The sequence below is a fragment of the Aeromonas sp. V90_14 genome (assembly GCF_029967615.1).
Classification (GTDB): Bacteria; Pseudomonadota; Gammaproteobacteria; order Enterobacterales; family Aeromonadaceae; genus Aeromonas; species Aeromonas hydrophila.
This window is the reverse complement of the sequence record NZ_JASCAS010000033.1, coordinates 133,881-152,647: the sequence shown is the minus strand read 5'-3', so window position 1 is coordinate 152,647 and position 18,767 is coordinate 133,881. Positions and strand designations below refer to the sequence as shown.

The window sequence follows — 18,767 nt, the reverse complement described above, 5'->3', positions numbered from 1 at the left end:
CAACGTGACGCCAGGCCCTGCGGGGCCTGTTTTGATTCAAGGCTACAAGATGATGATCGATATTCCTGACGACAGGCTGGTTGCCGGTGTGGACGAGGTGGGCCGTGGCCCGCTGGTGGGTGACGTGGTCACCGCCGCGGTGATTCTTGACCCGGCCAATCCCATCATCGGGCTGAACGACTCCAAGAAGCTCTCCGAGAAGAAGCGCCTCGCCCTGTTTGACGAGATCAAACAGAAGGCGCTGGCCTGGTCCGTCGGCCGTGCCAGCCCGGCGGAGATCGACGAGCTCAACATCCTGCACGCCACCATGCTGGCGATGCAGCGCGCCGTGGCGGGGCTTTCCATCACCCCCGAGCTGGTCTTCATCGACGGCAACCGCTGCCCAAGCTTGCCGATAGAGGCCCGCGCCGTGGTCAAGGGCGACAGCCTGGTGGCTGCCATCAGCGCCGCCTCGATTCTGGCCAAGGTGACGCGCGATGCGGAGATGACCGAGCTGGACAGCCGTCATCCCGAGTACGGTTTCGCCCGCCACAAGGGCTATCCGACCGCGGAGCACCTCGCCATCCTGGCCGAGCGCGGCCCGCTGCCCGAATATCGCAAAAGTTTCAAACCGGTGCGTCGCGCACTGGGGATCGAATAGACCATGCACTTTAGTCCGAGCAACGAGAGGGGATGACGATGGCTGAACCCCGTTTTATCCACCTGCGGGTCCACTCCGACTTCTCCATGGTCGACGGCCTGCAGAAGATCAATCCCATCGTCGGTGCGGCGGCGGCCAACAACATGCCGGCGCTGGCGCTGACCGACCAGATGAACATGTGCGGCCTGGTGCGCTTCTACGGTGCCGCCCACGGCAAGGGCGTCAAGCCCATCGTCGGGGCTGACTTCTGGGTGCAGAGTGACGAGCTTGGCGATGAGCAGTTCCGCCTCACCCTGCTCGCCATGGACAACGACGGCTACCAGAACATCACATTGCTCATCTCCCGCGGCTATCAGCGCGGTCACGTGCAGGGGCGCCCGGTCATCGACAAGACCTGGCTGGCCGAGCACGCCAAGGGGGTGATCGTGCTCTCCGGCGGGCGCGAGGGGGACGTGGGCAAGTTCCTGCTCAAGGGCAACCGCCAGATGACCGAGCAGTGTCTCGCCTTCTATCAGAGCCACTTCCCCGACGCCTATTATCTGGAGCTGCTGCGTACCGGCCGCCCCGATGAAGAGGTCTACCTGCACATGGCGGTGGCGATTGCCACCGAGTTTGCGCTGCCGGTGGTGGCCACCAACGAGGTGGTATTCCTCACCGCCGATGACTTCGATGCCCACGAGATCCGGGTCGCCATCCACGACGGCTACACCCTGATGGACAAGCGCCGGCCGCGCCGCTACAGCCCGCAGCAGTATCTGCGCAGCCAGGAGGAGATGGCGGAGCTGTTTGCCGACATCCCCGAGGCGCTGGAGAACACGGTGGAGATCGCCAAGCGCTGCAACGTGACGGTGCGCCTCGGTGAATACTTCCTGCCCAACTTCCCGACCGGTGACATGACCACCGAAGACTTCCTGGTCATGAAGTCGAAAGAGGGGTTGGAGGAGCGACTCGAATTCCTGTTCCCGAATCCGGCGGTGCGGGCCGAGCGTCGTCCCGAGTACGACGAGCGGCTCGACATCGAGCTGAAGGTGATCAACCAGATGGGCTTCCCGGGTTACTTCCTCATCGTGATGGAGTTTATCCAGTGGTCCAAGGACAACGGCATCCCCGTTGGCCCGGGCCGGGGCTCGGGGGCGGGTTCCCTGGTGGCCTACGCCCTCAAGATCACCGATCTCGACCCGCTGGAATTTGACCTGCTGTTCGAACGTTTCCTGAACCCCGAGCGGGTATCCATGCCCGACTTCGACGTCGACTTCTGCATGGACCGGCGTGACGAGGTGATCGACCACGTCTCCGAGATGTACGGCCGGGAAGCGGTATCGCAGATCATCACCTTCGGCAGCATGGCGGCCAAGGCGGTGGTGCGGGACGTGGGCCGGGTGCTGGGCCACGCCTATGGCTTCGTCGATCGCATCTCCAAGCTGATCCCGCCGGATCCGGGCATGACCCTGGCCAAGGCGTTCGAGGCCGAACCCAAGCTGCCCGAGCTCTACGAGCAGGACGAGGAGGTCAAGGACCTCATCGACATGGCGCGCCGGCTGGAAGGGGTGGTGCGCAACGCCGGCAAGCACGCCGGTGGCGTGGTGATCGCGCCTACCAAGATCACCGACTTCGCGCCGCTCTACTGCGATGACGAAGGCCATCACCCGGTCACCCAGTTCGACAAGAACGACGTGGAGTACGCGGGGCTGGTGAAGTTCGACTTCCTCGGCCTGCGCACGCTCACCATCATCGACTGGGCGCTCGGCATGATTAACCCGCGCCTTGCCAAGGAGGGCAAGCCGCCGGTCGACATCGCCGCCATCCCCATCGACGACAAGCGCTCGTTCGACCTGCTGCAGCGCTACGAGACCACCGCGGTATTCCAGCTGGAATCTCGCGGCATGAAGGATCTCATCAAACGGCTGCAGCCTGACTGCTTCGAAGACATGATCGCACTGGTGGCGCTGTTTCGCCCGGGCCCGCTGCAGTCGGGCATGGTGGACAACTTCATCGAGCGCAAGCACGGCAAGGAGGCCATCTCCTATCCGGACGAGAAGTGGCAGCACGAGAGTCTGCAGCCGATCCTCGAGCCCACCTACGGCATCATCCTCTATCAGGAGCAGGTGATGCAGATTGCCCAGACCCTGGCGGGTTATACGCTGGGTGGCGCGGACATGCTGCGTCGGGCGATGGGCAAGAAAAAACCCGAAGAGATGGCCAAGCAGCGGGCCGGCTTCGAGGAGGGCGCGGTCAAGAACGGCGTCGATGGCGAGTTGGCGATGAAGATCTTCGATCTGGTGGAGAAGTTTGCGGGCTACGGCTTCAACAAATCCCACTCCGCCGCCTATGCGCTGGTCTCCTACCAGACCCTCTGGCTCAAGACCCACTTCCCGGCGGAGTTCATGGCGGCGGTGATGACCGCCGACATGGACAACACCGACAAGATAGTGACCCTGGTGGATGAGTGCCAGCGGATGGGGCTGACCGTGATCCCGCCGGACGTCAACACCGGTCGCTATCGCTTCTCGGTCAACGAAGATGGTCACATCGTCTACGGCATCGGCGCGGTGAAGGGGGTAGGGGAAGGCCCCATCGATGCGATCCTGGAAGCGCGGGATCGGGACGGGCCGTTTCGCGATCTGTTCGACTTCTGCAACCGGGTCGACATCAAGAAGCTCAACAAGCGGGTGATGGAGAAGCTCATTCTCTCCGGCGCCATGGACCGGCTCGGCCCCCACCGCGCCGCCCTGATGGCGACCCTGGAGGAGGCGATGCGCGCCGCCGAGCAGCACGCCAAGGCGCAGGCGGTGGGTCAGGTCGACATGTTCGGCGTGCTCACCGAAGAGATAGACGACGTCAAGAAGGCGTTCGCCAACGTGCCGCACTGGCCTGACAAGGTGTGGCTGGAAGGGGAGCGCGAGACCCTCGGGCTCTACCTCACCGGTCACCCCATCAACCAGTACAGCGGCGAGCTGCGTCGTTATACCTCGGGTCGTCTGTGCGATCTGCACCCCACCTCCCGCGATACCGTCACCACGGTCGCCGGCTTGGTGATTGCGGCGCGCAGCATGGTGACCAAGCGTGGCAACAAGATGGGGATCTTCACCCTGGACGACCGTTCCGGTCGCCTCGATGTGACCCTGTTCAGTGAAGCGCTGGAAAAGTATGAAGAATTGATGCAAAAAGACCGTATTTTGGTGGTTTCTGGACAGGTCAGCTTTGATGACTTCTCCGGTGGCCTTAAAATGTCGGCCCGTGAATTACTGGATATCAACGATGCGAGAGAGCGTTTTGCCAGGGCGATCCGCATCTCTCTCGATGAACAGCAGATTGATGATCGTTTTTTCCCGCGTTTGTGCGAGATTTTGGAACCCGCCCGTGCCGGAGTCTGTCCGGTTCAGGTAAACTATCGTCGCCCCGGCTCCCGGGTGCGATTGACGCTCGGTACCGAGTGGCGGGTGACGCCCACCGATCAACTGATAGATGACTTGCGCGTCCTGCTTGGACGAGAGCGGGTTGAATTGGTTTTTGATTAGAGGATCTATAGTCCCTATGAGTCTTTTTCTGGATTTTGAACAGCCGATCGCCGAGTTGCAGGCGCAGATTGACGAACTCCGTCATGTGAGTGAAGGCAATCACGCCGTGGATCTTAAAGAAGAGATCCGTCGGCTGGAGAAGAAAAACGAAGAGCTGACCAAGAAGATCTTCGGCGATCTGGGGGCCTGGCAGGTATCCCAGATGGCGCGTCATCCCCAGCGCCCCTATACCCTCGACTACATCGAGCACATCTTCACCGACTTCGACGAGCTGGCCGGCGATCGCGCCTATGCCGATGACAAGGCCATCGTCGGCGGCATCGCCCGTCTCGACGGCGAGCCGGTGATGGTCATCGGCCACCAGAAGGGGCGCGAGACCAAGGAGAAGATCAAGCGCAACTTTGGCATGCCGCGCCCGGAAGGGTATCGCAAGGCCCTGCGCCTGATGGAGATGGCCGAGCGCTTCAAGATGCCGATCATCACCTTCATCGACACCCCGGGCGCCTACCCTGGCGTGGGTGCCGAAGAGCGCGGCCAGTCCGAGGCGATTGCCCGCAACCTGAAAGTGATGGCCGGTCTGACCGTGCCGGTGGTCTGCACCGTGATTGGTGAAGGCGGCTCCGGCGGCGCCCTGGCCATCGGTGTCGGCGATCGCGTCAACATGCTGCAGTACTCCACCTACTCGGTCATCTCGCCGGAAGGGTGCGCCTCCATCCTGTGGAAGAGCGCCGACAAGGCGCCGGTCGCGGCCGATGCCATGGGCATCACCGCCCAGCGTCTGAAAGAGCTGAAACTCATCGACAACATCGTCGAGGAGCCGCTCGGTGGCGCCCACCGCAATGTGGAAAAGATGGCCAAGCGCCTGAAAGACCGCATTCAGCAGGATCTGAACGCCCTGCGCCCGCTCGAGACCGAGCAGCTGCTGGAGCAGCGTTACCAGCGCCTGCTGGGCTACGGCTACTGCTAAGCCCGCTTCGGTATCGCTCCAGGCTGGAAGGCCCCCGCTCTGCGGGGGCCTTCTTTTTTGGGCGAGCGTTTGGGCGAAAGCGGGGCAGTGAAAAATCCTGTTCATATGGATACCTGTTGGCACGATGTTTGCCAAAACCACCCTGTTGGATCAATTCAACAGCGATTTGTGGCCAAAAAAAGTGGGATCCCGCTCCCGTTTTGCTTAAAGTGACTGTTTCCGATCGACCCGATCGGCATGCCCGCAAGGACGCTCTGCGGACGTAAACAGGCCAGCTCGGCCTGACTCACAGGAATGTTCACCTTCCCGGCGGCCCAGTCTTGTGCAGCACCCTGCTGCGTCCAGCCGCCCCGGTGTTACGTCACTCTCATCGTGCATCGTCTCCATCTGCAGCGAGTGAATCATGAGCGAATCGGTTTTTGAGATCCATGACTGGACCCTGAGCGTCGACGACAACATGCTGTGTCGTCCCGACCGCGAGGTCTACCTCGAGCCCCGGCTGGTCAATCTGTTGCGCTTCCTGGCCAGCAACGCCGGCACGGTATTTGGGCGCGACTGCCTGATCAACGAGGTGTGGGATGGCGCCGAAGTGACCGATCAGGTGGTGACCCAGTCCATCTTCGAGCTGCGCAAGATCCTCAAAGACGGCCGCAACGATGCCGCCGACTACATAGTCACCGTGCCCAAGCGCGGCTACAAGCTGGTGGCGCCGGTGCGGCCGCTGCAAGTTGTGTCGGTGGTGATGGCGCCAGCCGGCGACGAGATCCAGAGCGATCCGAGCCCGCCGCTGGCGGAGGAGGACGCGGAGGCTGTGGTCACCGCAGCCCCCTTCCCGGCCGGCCCGCTGACCCGGGCCATCTCGAGTCACGCCCAGGATGGCCGCAGCCGCTGGAAGATGATCGGCTTCGATGTCTTCGTGGCGGTGATCCTGGTCTCCATCGTCAGCCTGCTCAGCTATCAGCACGCCAGCCCCCAGGTGCACTCCATGCTGGATCCCGACCTGCTGGTATTTCGCTTTCACTCCGGCATGGATGGCAGCAACGAGAACGTGCGCTTGGCCGACGGCATCACCCGCGCCCTGATGGGGGAGGTGGCCGCCGCCACGCCGCTGCGGGTGCAGTATGGTGCCAACACTCTGATGGGGGGCATCCTGCCCGGCAAGGAGCTGAGCGTGCGGGTCTCCCGCCAGCCGGGGGGCACCTATCTCGATCTGGAGTACCGCAATATCAACACCAACCGGGTGCTGTTCAGCCACCAGTACCAGCTCAGCCGTCACAACGTGCACGGGGTGTTGCAGGCGAGCAGTCAGGATCTGCTGCGCGCCCTCGATCAGCCGGACGTGCTGCCCGGCATGGGCTGGCCGACGGATGACGGGGCGCTGATGGCCATGATGGAGGCGCACTACTACATCAACAGCCAGGATCCGGTGGCCCTCAGGCGCGGCGTCGAGCTGCTCGACAAGTCGCTGGCCAGTCAGCCGGATCAGCCGTTGCTGCTGGCGGAGCGCTATCTGGCCGGGGAGGCGCTGGCGACCCTGACGGGGACGCCCCAGAGCGAGCGCCTGCAGGGCATAGGTACCCATCTGGCCAGCGTGGTACGGGATCAGGCCGCCCTGCCGGCCCGGGTCTGGGAGGCCCTCACCTTGCAGGCGATCCTGAACGGACAGCAGCAGGAGGCTACCCGCCTGCTGGCCGAGGCCGCCAGCCGGGGCCGCTCCGTGCTCTATCACATTCTGCGTGGCAAGCTGGCCGAGCTGGATGGCCGCCCCGAGGCGGCGGGGGATGCCTACAGCCAGGCCTTCCTGATGGAGGCGACCGAGCAGACCTATCTGCTCTGCCAGCAGCTCGGTTTTTACAGCAATATGGAAACCCTCACCCCGGCCCTGTTCAATGCCCTTGGCCAGAGCAAGGTGAAGCTGTTCTGATTCCTGCCGGGGCCATCCAGGCCCTGTCGCCAAGGTGGCGATCCCTGCCGGTTGCCTAGGGGCGCCGGCGGGTGCACCGCCTGACATCATCTCTCAGTCGTCCCCATCTCCATCAGGTCTGCCCCGTGCGGGTATAAGCCATGGTTGTCGCCATCCTTGGTGCCAGCATCGAACCGCTGAACCGCCGAACCGCCGAACCAGTCGAGTTGGTGCCGGTGTGTACCGTGCTGTGGGCACTCAAGGTGCTCGATCTCAGCCTTGATATTGTCTTGAGCCTGGAGCGCGGCGCGGTTGTGGTCGCCAGCCGGTGCCTGTTGCAGCAGCCGGGCATTGGCATGGCGCTGCCGGCCGAAGGAGATAGCGCGCCCACGGCAGAGGGAGGAGCAAAAACACCCAGCAAAAGGGGCCGTGCGAACCCGTCTGCCGGGCATGGCCGGACTCGGTGGGTCATGAATGACGCGCCTTATGCCGCAGCGCCCCTCAGAAAAATATCAAGGCGTGCCGACTGGCACTTATCGGCCGCATCAAGGAGGGCGGCGGATATCAAGGTTTTATCAAGGTGCTCGATGACGCATCAGTCAGCTGATTGTTTTTAAAGTGTTTTTATCGACTTCGGTCGTCCGGTCGAAAAAGTTCACTCATGTTTTTATCCCTTAGCTGGTCTTTATGTTTTCCGGGGCCGAGGAGCCTAGTCTGTGGCCATTGGTTGGCGGGAGGCTCCGCCAAGCGTGTGTTTGATGCCTTAATATCGACCCGGAGATTTTATGTCCCTAGATACGAGCAAGAAGATCGGCCTTGTCGCCTGTACAGGTGTGGTGGCCGGCAACATGATGGGGAGCGGTATTGCACTGCTGCCCTCGGCCCTGGCCACCATAGGTTCCATCTCTGTGTTCAGCTGGGCCATCTGCCTGGTCGGCGCCATGGGGCTGGCCTTCGTGTTTGCCCGCCTCGCCACCAAGAACCCGCAAGAGGGTGGCCCCATCGCCTACGCCGGCGAGATCTCTCCGGTGTTCGGTTTCCAGACCGGTGTGCTTTATTACCACGCCAACTGGATCGGCAACCTGGCCATCGCCATTACCGGCGTCTCCTACCTCTCCGTCTTCTTCCCCATTCTCAACAGCCCGATCCCGGCCGCCGCGGCCACCATCGCCGCTGTCTGGATCTTCACCTTCGTCAACCTGCTTGGCGGCAGCTGGGTGAGCCGGCTTTGTACCCTGGGTCTGGTGCTGATCCTGCTGCCGGTAGTGGGTACCGCCGTGATGGGTTGGGGCCATTTTGATGCCACCGTCTACAGCCAGAACTGGAACACCACCAGCGGCAGCGACCTGCATGCGGTCATCAGCGCCGTGCTGATCTGCCTCTGGTCCTTCGTGGGTGTCGAGTCCGCCGCCGTCTCTTCCGGCATGGTGAAGAACCCCAAGCGCACCGTACCGCTCGCCACCATGCTGGGTACCGGTATCGCTGGCGTCATCTATATCCTCTCCACCCAGGTGATCAGCGGCATGTTCCCGGCCGGTGAAGTGGCTGCCTCCGGCGCTCCGTTTGCCATGGCCTCTTCCGCCATCTTCGGCAGCTGGTCCGCGCCGTTCGTCTCCGCCTTCACCGCCCTGGCCTGCTTCACCTCGCTGGGTTCCTGGATGATGCTGGTGGGCGAGGCGGGCAAGCGCGCCGCCCACGACGGCAACTTCCCGAAAATCTACGGCGAAGTGGACAAGAACGGCGTCGCCAAGAAGGGTCTGATCCTGGGCTCCCTCAAGATGACTGCCCTGATGATTGGCCTGACCGCCTTCACCTCCCAGTCCGCTCACGCTGCCGACCTCTTCAACGTGCTGACCACTGATGCGGTGCTGCTGACCATGCTGCCTTACTTCTACTCCAGCATTAACCTGATCCGCTTTGAAGGCATGACCTCCCGCAGCATCGGCGCCATGATCTTCTCCGGTGTCGCCTGCGTGTTCTGCCTGGTGGCCCTGATGGGTGCCAAGGGTTCCAACCTCACCGCTACCTTCGTGGTGTCGCTCATCATCCTGATGTTCTACGCCAAGAAACAGGGTCTGCGTCAGCACGACGCCCTGCTCAAAGAGCAGACCAGCCACTAATTCCGTTTTCCTTTTCCGAGCGCTCTTCACTCACCATCCCTGATGGAGAGCGCCCCATCACGTGTGGAGCATTACGATGAACATCATTGCCATCCTCAACCACCTGGGCGTTTTCTTCAAAGAAGAACCCATTCGCCAGCTGCAAGCCTCCCTCGAGCGCAAGGGTTTCGAGGTCGTTTATCCGGTCGACGTGGCCGACCTGCTGAAGCTGATTGAGAAGAACCCCCGCGTCTGCGGTGCCATTTTCGACTGGGACAAATACTCCCTGGGCTTGTGCAAGGAGATCCACGATCGCAACGAGAAGCTGCCGATTTTCGCCTTCGCCAACGACCAGTCCACCCTGGACATTCACCTGACCGACCTGCGTCTGAACGTGCACTTCTTCGAGTACCGTCTCGGCATGGCCGACGACATCGCCCTCAAGATGGGTCAGGCCACCCAGGAGTACCAGGACGCCATCCTGCCGCCCTTCACCAAGGCGCTGTTCAAGTACGTGGAAGAGGGCAAGTACACCTTCTGTACTCCGGGTCACATGGGCGGTACCGCCTTCCAGATGAGCCCGGCCGGCAGCATCTTCTATGACTTCTACGGCCCGAACGCGTTCAAGGCCGATGTCTCCATCTCCATGCCGGAGCTGGGTTCCCTGCTGGATCACTCAGGCCCGCACAAGGAAGCCGAGGAGTACATCGCCCGTACCTTCAACGCCGATCGCTCCTACATCGTCACCAACGGCACCTCCACTGCCAACAAGATCGTCGGCATGTACTCGGCGCCGGCCGGCAGCACAGTGCTGGTGGATCGCAACTGCCACAAGTCGCTCACTCACCTGATGATGATGAACGACGTGACCCCGCTCTACTTCCGTCCGACCCGCAACGCCTACGGCATCCTGGGCGGCATCCCGCAGAGCGAATTCAGCCGTGAGACCATCGCCGCCAAGGTCGCCGCCACCCCGGGTGCCCAGGCGCCGCGCTACGCCGTGATCACCAACTCCACCTATGACGGCCTGCTCTACAACACCGGCTTCATCAAGGAGGCGCTGGACACCCCTTACATCCACTTCGACAGTGCCTGGGTGCCCTACACCAACTTCAGCCCGATCTATGAAGGCAAGTGCGGCATGAGCGGCGAAGCCATGCCGGGCAAGGTGTTCTATGAAACCCAGTCCACCCACAAGCTGCTGGCGGCCTTCTCCCAGGCCTCGATGATCCACATCAAGGGCGACGTGGAGGAAGAGACCTTCAACGAAGCCTTCATGATGCACACCTCCACCTCGCCGCAGTACGGTATCGTGGCCTCCACCGAGATCTCCGCAGCCATGATGCGTGGCAACACCGGCAAGCGGCTGATCAAGGACTCCATCGATCGCGCCATCTCCTTCCGCAAAGAGATCAAGCGTCTGCGCGAGCAGAGCGAAGGCTGGTTCTTCGACGTATGGCAGCCGGACGACATCGACACCGTCGAGTGCTGGAAGCTGGATCCGAAAGATGACTGGCACGGTTTCAAGGACATCGACGACAACCACATGTACCTGGATCCCATCAAGGTCACCCTGCTGACCCCGGGCATGGGCCGCAATGGTCAGCTGCTGGACAACGGCATCCCGGCTTCCCTGGTCTCCAAGTTCCTGGACGAGCGCGGCATCGTGGTGGAGAAGACCGGCCCCTACAACCTGCTGTTCCTGTTCTCCATCGGTATCGATCAGTCCAAGGCGATGCAGCTGCTGCGCGCCCTGACCGAGTTCAAGCGCGGCTATGACCTGAACCTGACCATCAAGAGCATACTGCCGAGCCTCTATCGTGAAGACCCGAGCTTCTACGAAGGCATGCGCATCCAGGAGCTGGCCCAGCGCATTCACGAGCTGACCAGCAAGTACCGCCTGCCTGAGCTGATGTTCAAGGCGTTCGACGTGCTGCCGGAGATGAAGATGACCCCGCACGCCGCCTGGCAGCAGGAGCTGGCCGGCAACGTGGTGGAAGTGCCGCTGCGCGACATGGTGGACCGCATCAGCGCCAACATGATCCTGCCGTACCCGCCGGGAGTGCCGCTGGTGCTGCCGGGCGAGATGGTGACCCAGGATTCTCTGCCGGTGCTCGAGTTCCTCGAGATGCTGTGCGAGATCGGGGCCCACTACCCGGGCTTTGAGACCGACATCCACGGCCTCTATCGTCAGGCCGATGGCAGCTACACCGTCAAGGTGCTGCGCTAAGCGAGAGTGACAACAACGGGCCGCAAGGCCCGTTTTTCCCATCTGGGTTTATCCATTTTTTTTGCGAGTCAGCATGAAGCGAGTTCTCTCCATCCAGTCCCACGTGGTGTTCGGCTGCGCCGGCAACAGCGCCGCCGTGTTTCCCATGCGTCGCATGGGGCTGGAGGTGTGGCCCGTCAACACGGTGCAATTTTCCAACCATACCCAGTACAGCGCAGGCTGGCAGGGGATGGTGATGCCAAACGGCCATATCCGCCAGTTGATGGCGGGGCTGGCCGACATCGGCGTACTGGGGCAGTGCGATGCGATCCTGAGCGGCTATCTCGGCTCGGCCGAGCAGGGGGAGGAGATCCTGGCGGCGGTGGCTCACCTCAAGGCGCTCAATCCGAACGCCCGCTATTTTTGCGACCCCGTGATGGGGCATCCCGACAAGGGGTGCATAGTCGCGCCCGGCGTCGCCGACTTTCTGAAAAACCGGGCGCTGGCCTGCGCCGACCTGCTGGCCCCCAATCTGCTGGAGCTGGAGCAGCTGACCGGCCGCGAGATCTGCAATCTGAGCGAGGCGCTGGCGGCGTGCCAGCAACTGCGTGAGGGGGGCGTCGAGCTGGTGATGGTCAAGCATCTGGGCCGTGCCGGCTTGAGCCTGGACCGGTTCGAGATGCTGCTGGTGTGCGAAGAGGGGGCGTTTCATATCTCGCGCCCCCTCTATGAGTTTCAGCGTCAGCCCATCGGGGTGGGGGATCTGCTGAGCGCCACCATGCTGGCCAACCTGCTGGCGGGCTTCACGCCGGTGGCGGCGTTCGAGCGCACCAATGCCAGCGTGGATGCGGTGTTGGCCCAGACCTGGCTGGCGGGCGCCTACGAGCTGCAGCTGGTGGCCGCCCAGCAGGCGATGGTCGAGCCCGAGATCCGCACCTGTGCCCGCCGGCTACCGGCCTGATGGCGGCGCTTAGCCGGCGCGCCTGGCCAGTTGCACTTGTTGGCGCGCACCAAGCGGTTTGCGATTGGGTCGGCTCAGCGGGGCACAGGCCAGCTTGAGACGGCGCCACTCGCGCCACAGCAGCCAGCACAGCGGCAGGGTCAGCAACACCACAGTGGTGGGCTGGGCCAGCAGCACGCCGTCCCGGCCCCACCAGAGCGGCAGCATGAAGATCAGCGGCAGCAGCAGCAGGGTCTTGGCGGCCGAGATGAGCAGTGCCTGGCGGGTACGGGCCATGGACTGCAACAGCACGATGCCGAACATGATGATCCCCTCCAGCGGGATGGCGCCGAGGTTGAGGGTCAGGCTGCTGATGGCGGCCGCGAGCAGCTCGCCATCCTGATCGCCGGTGTAGAGCATGGCCACCTGGCGCGGCAGCAGCTGGATCAGCAGCCAGACCGCCAGACCATAGACGAGCGTGATCTTGAGCCCCATCTCCATCAGGAACTTGAGGTCACGATGGCGTTTGGCGCCAGCCGCCTGGCTGACCAGCGGCTGGATGCCAAAGGCCAGCCCCTGCAGGATGACGATGAACACCGCCTCGGTGTAACCGGCCACGGTGAAGCCGGCCAGATCCTTGACCGAACCGTGCACCATCAGCTGGCTGTTGTGCAGCAGCAGCAGCAGGCCGAGGTTGAACTGGGCGATCAGGCTCGGCAGACCGGTGAACAGCAGGTTCGGCATGGCCGGGAAGTCGGGCACTAGGTGGCGCCACTCTATGCGCAGCTTGGCATGGCGGGTAAAGAAATACCCCAGCCCGAGCAGGCTGACGACCCCTTCCGAGATGAGGGTGGCCTGCGCCGTGCCGATCAGACCCAGCCCCAGCCGGCCCACCATGATGTAGTTGAGGATGATGTTGAGGATGGCGCCGCTGCTCACCAGCAGCATGGCGAGACGGGGACGGCCGTCGTTGCGAAGCAGATAGGGCACCGCCAGGTTGCAGGCCAGCAACAGGGTGCCGCCACCGATCCAGTAGAGGTAGTCGCTGGCCTGTTGCCAGGTGTCGGTACCCTGTTCAATGCCCAGTGCCAGCAGGATGTCGACGTGCCAGTAGTGCAGCAGCAGCGGCGCCACGGCGCCCAGCAGCCCCAGCAGCCAGAGTGCATTGACCAGCGCCTGGCGGGCCAGGCCGAAATTTCTGGCACCTTGCTGGAAGGAGATGGCAGTGGCCGCCCCCATGCTGATCATGGCGGCGAGACCGATCAGCACCATGATGACCGGGTAGACCAGGTTGATGCCGGCAAGGCCGGCGGCCCCCACGTAGTGACCGACGAAGATGCCATCGACCAGGTAGTAGGCGCCGGATACCAGCATGGCCATGATGGAGGGGAGGGCGTAGCCCCAGAAACGGCGGGTCATCGCCCGCTGGCGCAGAGTGAAGTAGGCAGACATATCTGTTCTCTTGGGGAGTTCGATTATCGAGCAGATAGTCTAGATTAATATTTTTTTGTCGATAATCCGGTTTCTACTTGATGAATTGATGAGCCATATTCATCAATTAGCGTGGCTGGTAGTGTCCCTTGAGCATGTCGATGAGGGCGCGCAGCCCGTTGCCCAGCTGATGGCGACTGGGATAGAAGAGCGAGAAGCCGACGAAGGTAGGGCACCAGGGTTCCAGCACGCTCACCAGGGTGCCCTCGGTCAGCTGCCTGCTTACCTCCTCTTCCAGACAGTAGGCCAGCCCCAGCCCCGCCTCGGCGGCCCCCAGGTAGAGGGCCGGCGTGCTGGTGGTGAGCGGCCCGGTCACTTCGATCTCCAGCATGGCGCCCTCCTCGCCGGCAAAGGCCCAGCGATAGTGATGGGAGGGGGTGAGCCGATAGCCGATGCAGGCGTGCCGGGTCAATTCGCGGGGGTGCTGCGGGGTGCCGTGTTCGGCCAGATAGGCGGGGGCGGCCACCACCAGATAGCGCTGGGGTGGGCCGAGCGGGACTCCGATCATCTCCTTGGGCAGCAGATCCCCATAAAAGAGGGCGGCGTCATAGCCATCTTCGATGAGGCGCGGCATCAGCTCCTGCTCCACCACCTCCACCTGCATGCGCGGGTAACGCACCATGTAATCGATCAGCACCGGGGCCAGCAACTCATCGATGGCGCCGCGCGGTGCGCTGATCTTCAGCCTTCCTACCGGTTCGTCGCTGTGACGGGCCAGTTCACCCAGCGCACTCTCCAGATGGCTCAAGGTCGGCAGCAACTGGGTCAGCAGGCGCTGACCCGCATCTGTGGGTACCACGGCGCGGGTACTGCGATTGAGCAGGCGCACCCCCAAACGGGTCTCCAGCCCTTTCAGGCTGTGGCTCAGGGCGGAGGCAGACACGCCGAGTTCGAGGGCGGCCTTGCTGAAACTCTGGTGGCGGGCGACGGCGGCAAACACCGCCAGTTCGGCGAGATCGGTACGGGTGATGGCCATATTAATTCAGCGAAAAAATGTTGAGCAACAGGGTACGTCAGCGGACGGCGAGGCACAACATGAGCAACAAATGAGCGAATGTAAGCAATTTGTTGTACCCACAAGGATATAGATACGGGTGAAACTACCTCTATTTGTTAACGGCTGTTCACAAAATTGGGCTCGTAACGTGATCTCTGACGCCAGAAAGGCGATTCCAGTCAAACTTTGGTTGATTAATTCAAAAAAACACTGTGATCGCTAAGGGGATTTAATTAGAGTCAGCGCATCGGAACAAAAGCGTGTTAGCGAGTTGTAAAGTCTGACGCGTTTGTGGCCCTCGGGCCTATGACCCGCCGGCTTGTTTGTTGCAATTTGGTTGTTACATGGAGTGATGACCAGCTTGCCGGGCCGACGGGATGAGAATAACAGGGATGGACTGCAGGAGTTCCAGGGAAATGGAACAGGGCATTGCGCCCGGTTGACTAGAAATTTTCTATTTTCCTTGATGACAGGAACACCCCTATGTCTGACATGAACATTGCAGTAGAAGGCAGCTTAGCCAGTAATGCGTCTTCCCGTGGCATCAACAAGGCCGATGTGGTCTGGATGCTGGGTCTGTACGGTACCGCCATCGGTGCCGGTGTACTCTTCCTGCCGATCAACGCCGGTGTAGGTGGTCTGTGGCCGCTGGTTGCCATGCTGGTCCTGGCCCTGCCGCTGACCTTCTTCGCACACCGTGGCCTGACCCGCTTCGTGCTGTCCGGCTCCACCCGTGATGGCGACATCACCGAGGTAGTGGAAGAGCACTTCGGCAAGACCGCAGGCAAGTTCATCACCCTGCTCTACTTCTTCGCCATCTACCCGATCCTGCTGATGTACTCGGTAGCCATCACCAACACCGTCGAGAGCCTGATGGTGCACCAGCTGGGCATGACTGCACCTCCCCGTGCCATCCTGTCACTGGCGCTGATCCTGGGTCTGATGGCGATCGTTCGCCTCGGCGGCCAGGTTATCGTCAAAGCGATGAGCGTGCTGGTATTCCCGTTCGTGATCACCCTGATGGGCCTGGCGCTCTACCTGATCCCGCACTGGAACGGTGCCATCATCACTGAAGCTCCGGCGCTGGGTGACGCCTTCAACGGTGACTTCCTGAAGACCCTGTGGCTGGCCATCCCGGTCATGGTGTTCTCCTTCAACCACTCCCCGATCATCTCCTCCTTCGCGGTGGACAACAAGGGTCGTTACGGTGAAGGTGCCGAGAAGAAGTGCAGCAACATCCTGCTGGGCGCACACGTCATGATGGTGATGACCGTTATGTTCTTCGTATTTAGCTGCGTACTGAGCCTCTCCCCGGCTGACCTGGCTGCTGCCAAAGAACAGAACATCTCCATCCTGTCCTACCTGGCCAACCACTTCGACAACCCGGTTATCGCCACCGTGGCTCCGCTGATCGCCATGGTCGCCATCAGCAAGTCCTTCCTGGGTCACTACCTGGGTGCACAAGAGGGCATGAACGGTCTGATGGCCAAGTCCCTGCGTGAGAAAGGCAAGAACGTTGACGTCAAGCAGCTGAACAAAGTGACCGCAGTGTTCATGATCCTGACCACCTGGGCCATCGCCACCATCAACCCGAGCATCCTCGGCATGATTGAAGACCTGGGCGGCCCCATCATCGCGATGCTGCTGTTCCTGATGCCGATGTACGCCATCACCAAGGTGCCGGCCATGCGCAAATACGCTGGCAACATCAGCAACGTGTTCGTGACCATCATCGGCCTGATCGCCATGTCCGGTATCATCTACAAGCTGATTGCCTGATAACACGGGTTACCCGCTTGAATGAAGAAGCCGCCTCGCAAGAGGCGGCTTTTTTTATGGCCGGGATTCAGGGCTGGGCGTTGTCGATGTTCTCCGCCTGCCAGAGGGCGTAGCCCTTGCCGGAGGCGGTGGTGGGTAGGTCAATCTGCATCAGGTCATTGCCGATGACGAAGGGGCCCGAGTAGCGGGCGCGCAGGCTCTGCGCTAGATCCTTCACCGTGATCTTGCCGTTGAGCCCGATGTGGCTGAACACGGTCAGCGCCGGTTTGGCTTCGTTCAGAACGCGGGCGGCCTGCTCGGGGGAGGCGAGGTGGCCGGCGATCGCCCGGTAGCCCGGGTTGGCCTTCATGCGGGCGGCGGAGGTCATGGAGACGCAGTGCACCAGCAGATCGGCCCCCTTGGCCTCTTTCACCACCTGCGGGCTGTAGCGGGTATCGCCGGAGAGCACCACGCTGTGGCCGTGGTAGTCGATGCGATAGCCAAACGACGGCTTGATGTTGACCCCGTGATCGTTGTCAAAGGCGGTCACCTTGACCCCATCCTGGTCGTAGACCACCCCGGCGGTTACTTCGTGGCTGTTGATCTTCACCCCGTCCAGCGGCGTCCCTTCATCCTTGACCCGGGTAGCGATATCGGTGGCGTAGGCTTGCTGCAGGCCGTGAGCGAGGGCATTGGTGCCTTTGGGGCCGTAAAGCTCCATCGGCGCGTGGCGCTGGCCATAGGCCGGTTGCAGCCAGCCGGTCAGCCAGAGATCCGCCAGCCCGTTGGTGTGGTCCGAGTGGAAGTGGGTGAGGAAGAAGGCGTTGACCCGGCCGATGGGGATATGCAGCTGCCACAAGCGGGTGGCGGAGTTGCGGCCAAAGTCGAACACCAGCTTCTGGTTGCCCGCCTCGACCAGGGTGCTGTAACCGCCGCGGCTGATCTGGGGCACCGGGGTGCCGGTACCGAGCAGGCTGACCCGGAAAATATCGGGCTGGGCTTTGGTCAGCGTTGCTGAGGCCGGGGCGTGATCGTGGTTGCTGATAAAGCTGCTTTCGGCAGCCTGGCTGACGCCGGTGGCCAGCAGACCGACCAGCAGGGCGGCCAGATAGGTACTTTTCATGGATGTATGTCCTGATGGGTGAGGTTGCTGACCACTATATTGGCAACCAAAAATGAGATAAATTTGCCAAAAACCATTTCTTTCTAAACTTTTGGTTGTGAATGTGGGCCGCTTGCTGCGGGCCAAATGACCCCGGAACGGGGCAAAGGAGGGGTTGTGGACCGATTGACCAGCATGCGCATCTTCACCCGGGTGGTGGATCTCGGCTCCTACAGCGCGGTGGCAAGCGAAGAGGGGATCAGCGCCCAGATGGTGGGCAAACACGTTCAGGGGCTGGAGCAGTGGTTGGGGGGCAAGCTGTTTCACAAAACCACCCGCCAGCAGACCCTGACCGAGCTGGGCCAGCTCTTTCTGGCCCGCTGCCAGCGGGTACTGGAGGAGCTGGCGCTGACGGAGTCACTGACCCAGCACCTGCTGGCCGAGCCCGCCGGGCGGCTGCGCATCGCCGCCCCTCTAAGCTTTGGCCACCACCGGCTGGTGCCGCTGCTGCCCGCCTTTCTTGACCGTTACCCCAAGCTGGAGGTGGATCTGCAGCTCACCCCGCGCTGGGTCGATCTGGTGGAGGAGGGGTTCGATGCCGCCATCCGCACCCTGCGCCCGCAGGATGAGGCGCTGATCGCCCGCCCGCTACTGACCCAGAGCACTACCGCCTCTGCGCCGCGCCCGCCTACCTCGCTCGCCACGGCGTGCCCCGTCAGCCGGCCGATCTCGCCAGCCACCAGTGCCTGCACGGCAACTGGGGCGAGCACGAGCGCTGGCAGTTTGTCGGGGGCGATGGCCAGAGCGAGGAGGTGCGGGTGGCCTCGCGCCTTCGCATCAACCACTGGCCGGCCTTGCTGACGGCAGCGCTGGCAGGAGCGGGCATCACCTTGCAGCCTGCCGATCAGGTGCAAGAGCATATCGCTGCGGGACGGCTGCTGCCCCTGCTCGATACCTACCGCATTCCGGACAAAACCCTCCATTTCATCTACCCGGCAGCGCGCCGGCAGGTGCTCAAGATCACCCTGCTGGGGGATTTTCTGGCCGAGGCACTGCAACCGGACTCAGTGCCTGAATAAAGCGCTGCATATTCTTGCCATCCTGCTTAACCATCGTGCTTAACAAAGGGGCGAGGGAGGCCTA

13 protein-coding genes and 1 pseudogene are annotated in these 18,767 nt (G+C 62.2%); 11 read left to right on the top strand and 3 right to left on the bottom strand.

Features of this window, described 5'->3' with window-relative positions; genetic code table 11:
• Window positions 1–49: 49 nt before the first annotated feature.
• The 8 genes from rnhB to pdxY all read left to right on the top strand — a co-directional run bounded on the left by rnhB (window position 50) and on the right by pdxY (window position 12,297).
• On the top strand, window positions 50–640 hold the full coding sequence (gene rnhB / locus QLG02_RS12950) for a ribonuclease HII (RefSeq protein ID WP_282465346.1): 591 nt from the start codon (window positions 50–52) through the stop codon (window positions 638–640).
• Window positions 641–678: 38 nt separating this feature from the next.
• Complete coding sequence (dnaE, locus tag QLG02_RS12945) at window positions 679–4,158, top strand: DNA polymerase III subunit alpha (protein WP_282465345.1); 3,480 nt, start codon at window positions 679–681, stop codon at window positions 4,156–4,158.
• Between the two features lie 16 nt (window positions 4,159–4,174).
• Entirely contained in the window at window positions 4,175–5,125 is a 951-nt protein-coding gene (gene accA, locus QLG02_RS12940; protein ID WP_016349878.1) for an acetyl-CoA carboxylase carboxyl transferase subunit alpha, read from the top strand.
• A 403-nt stretch (window positions 5,126–5,528) separates the two neighbouring features.
• Window positions 5,529–7,049, top strand: coding sequence for a lysine decarboxylation/transport transcriptional activator CadC (cadC, locus tag QLG02_RS12935; RefSeq protein WP_103827239.1), 1,521 nt, complete (start codon window positions 5,529–5,531; stop codon window positions 7,047–7,049).
• A gap of 140 nt (window positions 7,050–7,189) precedes the next feature.
• Window positions 7,190–7,645, top strand: a complete 456-nt coding sequence (locus QLG02_RS12930; protein ID WP_282465344.1) for a hypothetical protein — start codon at window positions 7,190–7,192, stop codon at window positions 7,643–7,645.
• Between the two features lie 168 nt (window positions 7,646–7,813).
• On the top strand, window positions 7,814–9,148 hold the full coding sequence (gene cadB, locus QLG02_RS12925) for a cadaverine/lysine antiporter (RefSeq protein WP_043163060.1): 1,335 nt from the start codon (window positions 7,814–7,816) through the stop codon (window positions 9,146–9,148).
• 76 nt (window positions 9,149–9,224) lie between these two features.
• Window positions 9,225–11,357: a lysine decarboxylase CadA gene (locus tag QLG02_RS12920; RefSeq protein ID WP_017408594.1), complete on the top strand. Its 2,133-nt coding sequence runs from the start codon at window positions 9,225–9,227 to the stop codon at window positions 11,355–11,357.
• 73 nt (window positions 11,358–11,430) lie between these two features.
• A complete protein-coding gene (gene pdxY / locus QLG02_RS12915; RefSeq protein ID WP_024946037.1) occupies window positions 11,431–12,297 on the top strand; it encodes a pyridoxal kinase PdxY in 867 nt (288 codons plus the stop codon).
• Window positions 12,298–12,306: 9 nt separating this feature from the next.
• On the opposite strand, the gene QLG02_RS12910 is transcribed toward pdxY, so the two are convergent.
• Both QLG02_RS12910 and QLG02_RS12905 read right to left on the bottom strand, forming a co-directional pair.
• Window positions 12,307–13,728 carry an MATE family efflux transporter gene (locus QLG02_RS12910; protein WP_139388971.1) on the bottom strand — a complete coding sequence of 474 codons (1,422 nt, stop codon included), beginning with the start codon at window positions 13,726–13,728 and terminating at the stop codon, window positions 12,307–12,309.
• A gap of 106 nt (window positions 13,729–13,834) precedes the next feature.
• Window positions 13,835–14,743, bottom strand: coding sequence for a LysR substrate-binding domain-containing protein (locus QLG02_RS12905; protein ID WP_130632836.1), 909 nt, complete (start codon window positions 14,741–14,743; stop codon window positions 13,835–13,837).
• Between the two features lie 504 nt (window positions 14,744–15,247).
• On the opposite strand from QLG02_RS12905, the gene QLG02_RS12900 reads away from it, so the two are divergent.
• Window positions 15,248–16,543: an HAAAP family serine/threonine permease gene (locus QLG02_RS12900; RefSeq protein ID WP_024946034.1), complete on the top strand. Its 1,296-nt coding sequence runs from the start codon at window positions 15,248–15,250 to the stop codon at window positions 16,541–16,543.
• 67 nt (window positions 16,544–16,610) lie between these two features.
• Here QLG02_RS12900 and QLG02_RS12895 read toward each other — a convergent pair whose 3' ends face one another.
• Window positions 16,611–17,645, bottom strand: a complete 1,035-nt coding sequence (locus QLG02_RS12895) for an MBL fold metallo-hydrolase (protein ID WP_257684670.1) — start codon at window positions 17,643–17,645, stop codon at window positions 16,611–16,613.
• A gap of 126 nt (window positions 17,646–17,771) precedes the next feature.
• On the opposite strand from QLG02_RS12895, the pseudogene QLG02_RS12890 reads away from it, so the two are divergent.
• Both QLG02_RS12890 and QLG02_RS12885 read left to right on the top strand, forming a co-directional pair.
• Window positions 17,772–18,236: pseudogene (locus QLG02_RS12890) on the top strand (LysR family transcriptional regulator); the annotation flags it as partial.
• A 95-nt stretch (window positions 18,237–18,331) separates the two neighbouring features.
• Window positions 18,332–18,703, top strand: coding sequence for a LysR substrate-binding domain-containing protein (locus QLG02_RS12885; protein WP_282465343.1), 372 nt, complete (start codon window positions 18,332–18,334; stop codon window positions 18,701–18,703).
• The last annotated feature ends 64 nt before the right edge of the window (window positions 18,704–18,767 follow it).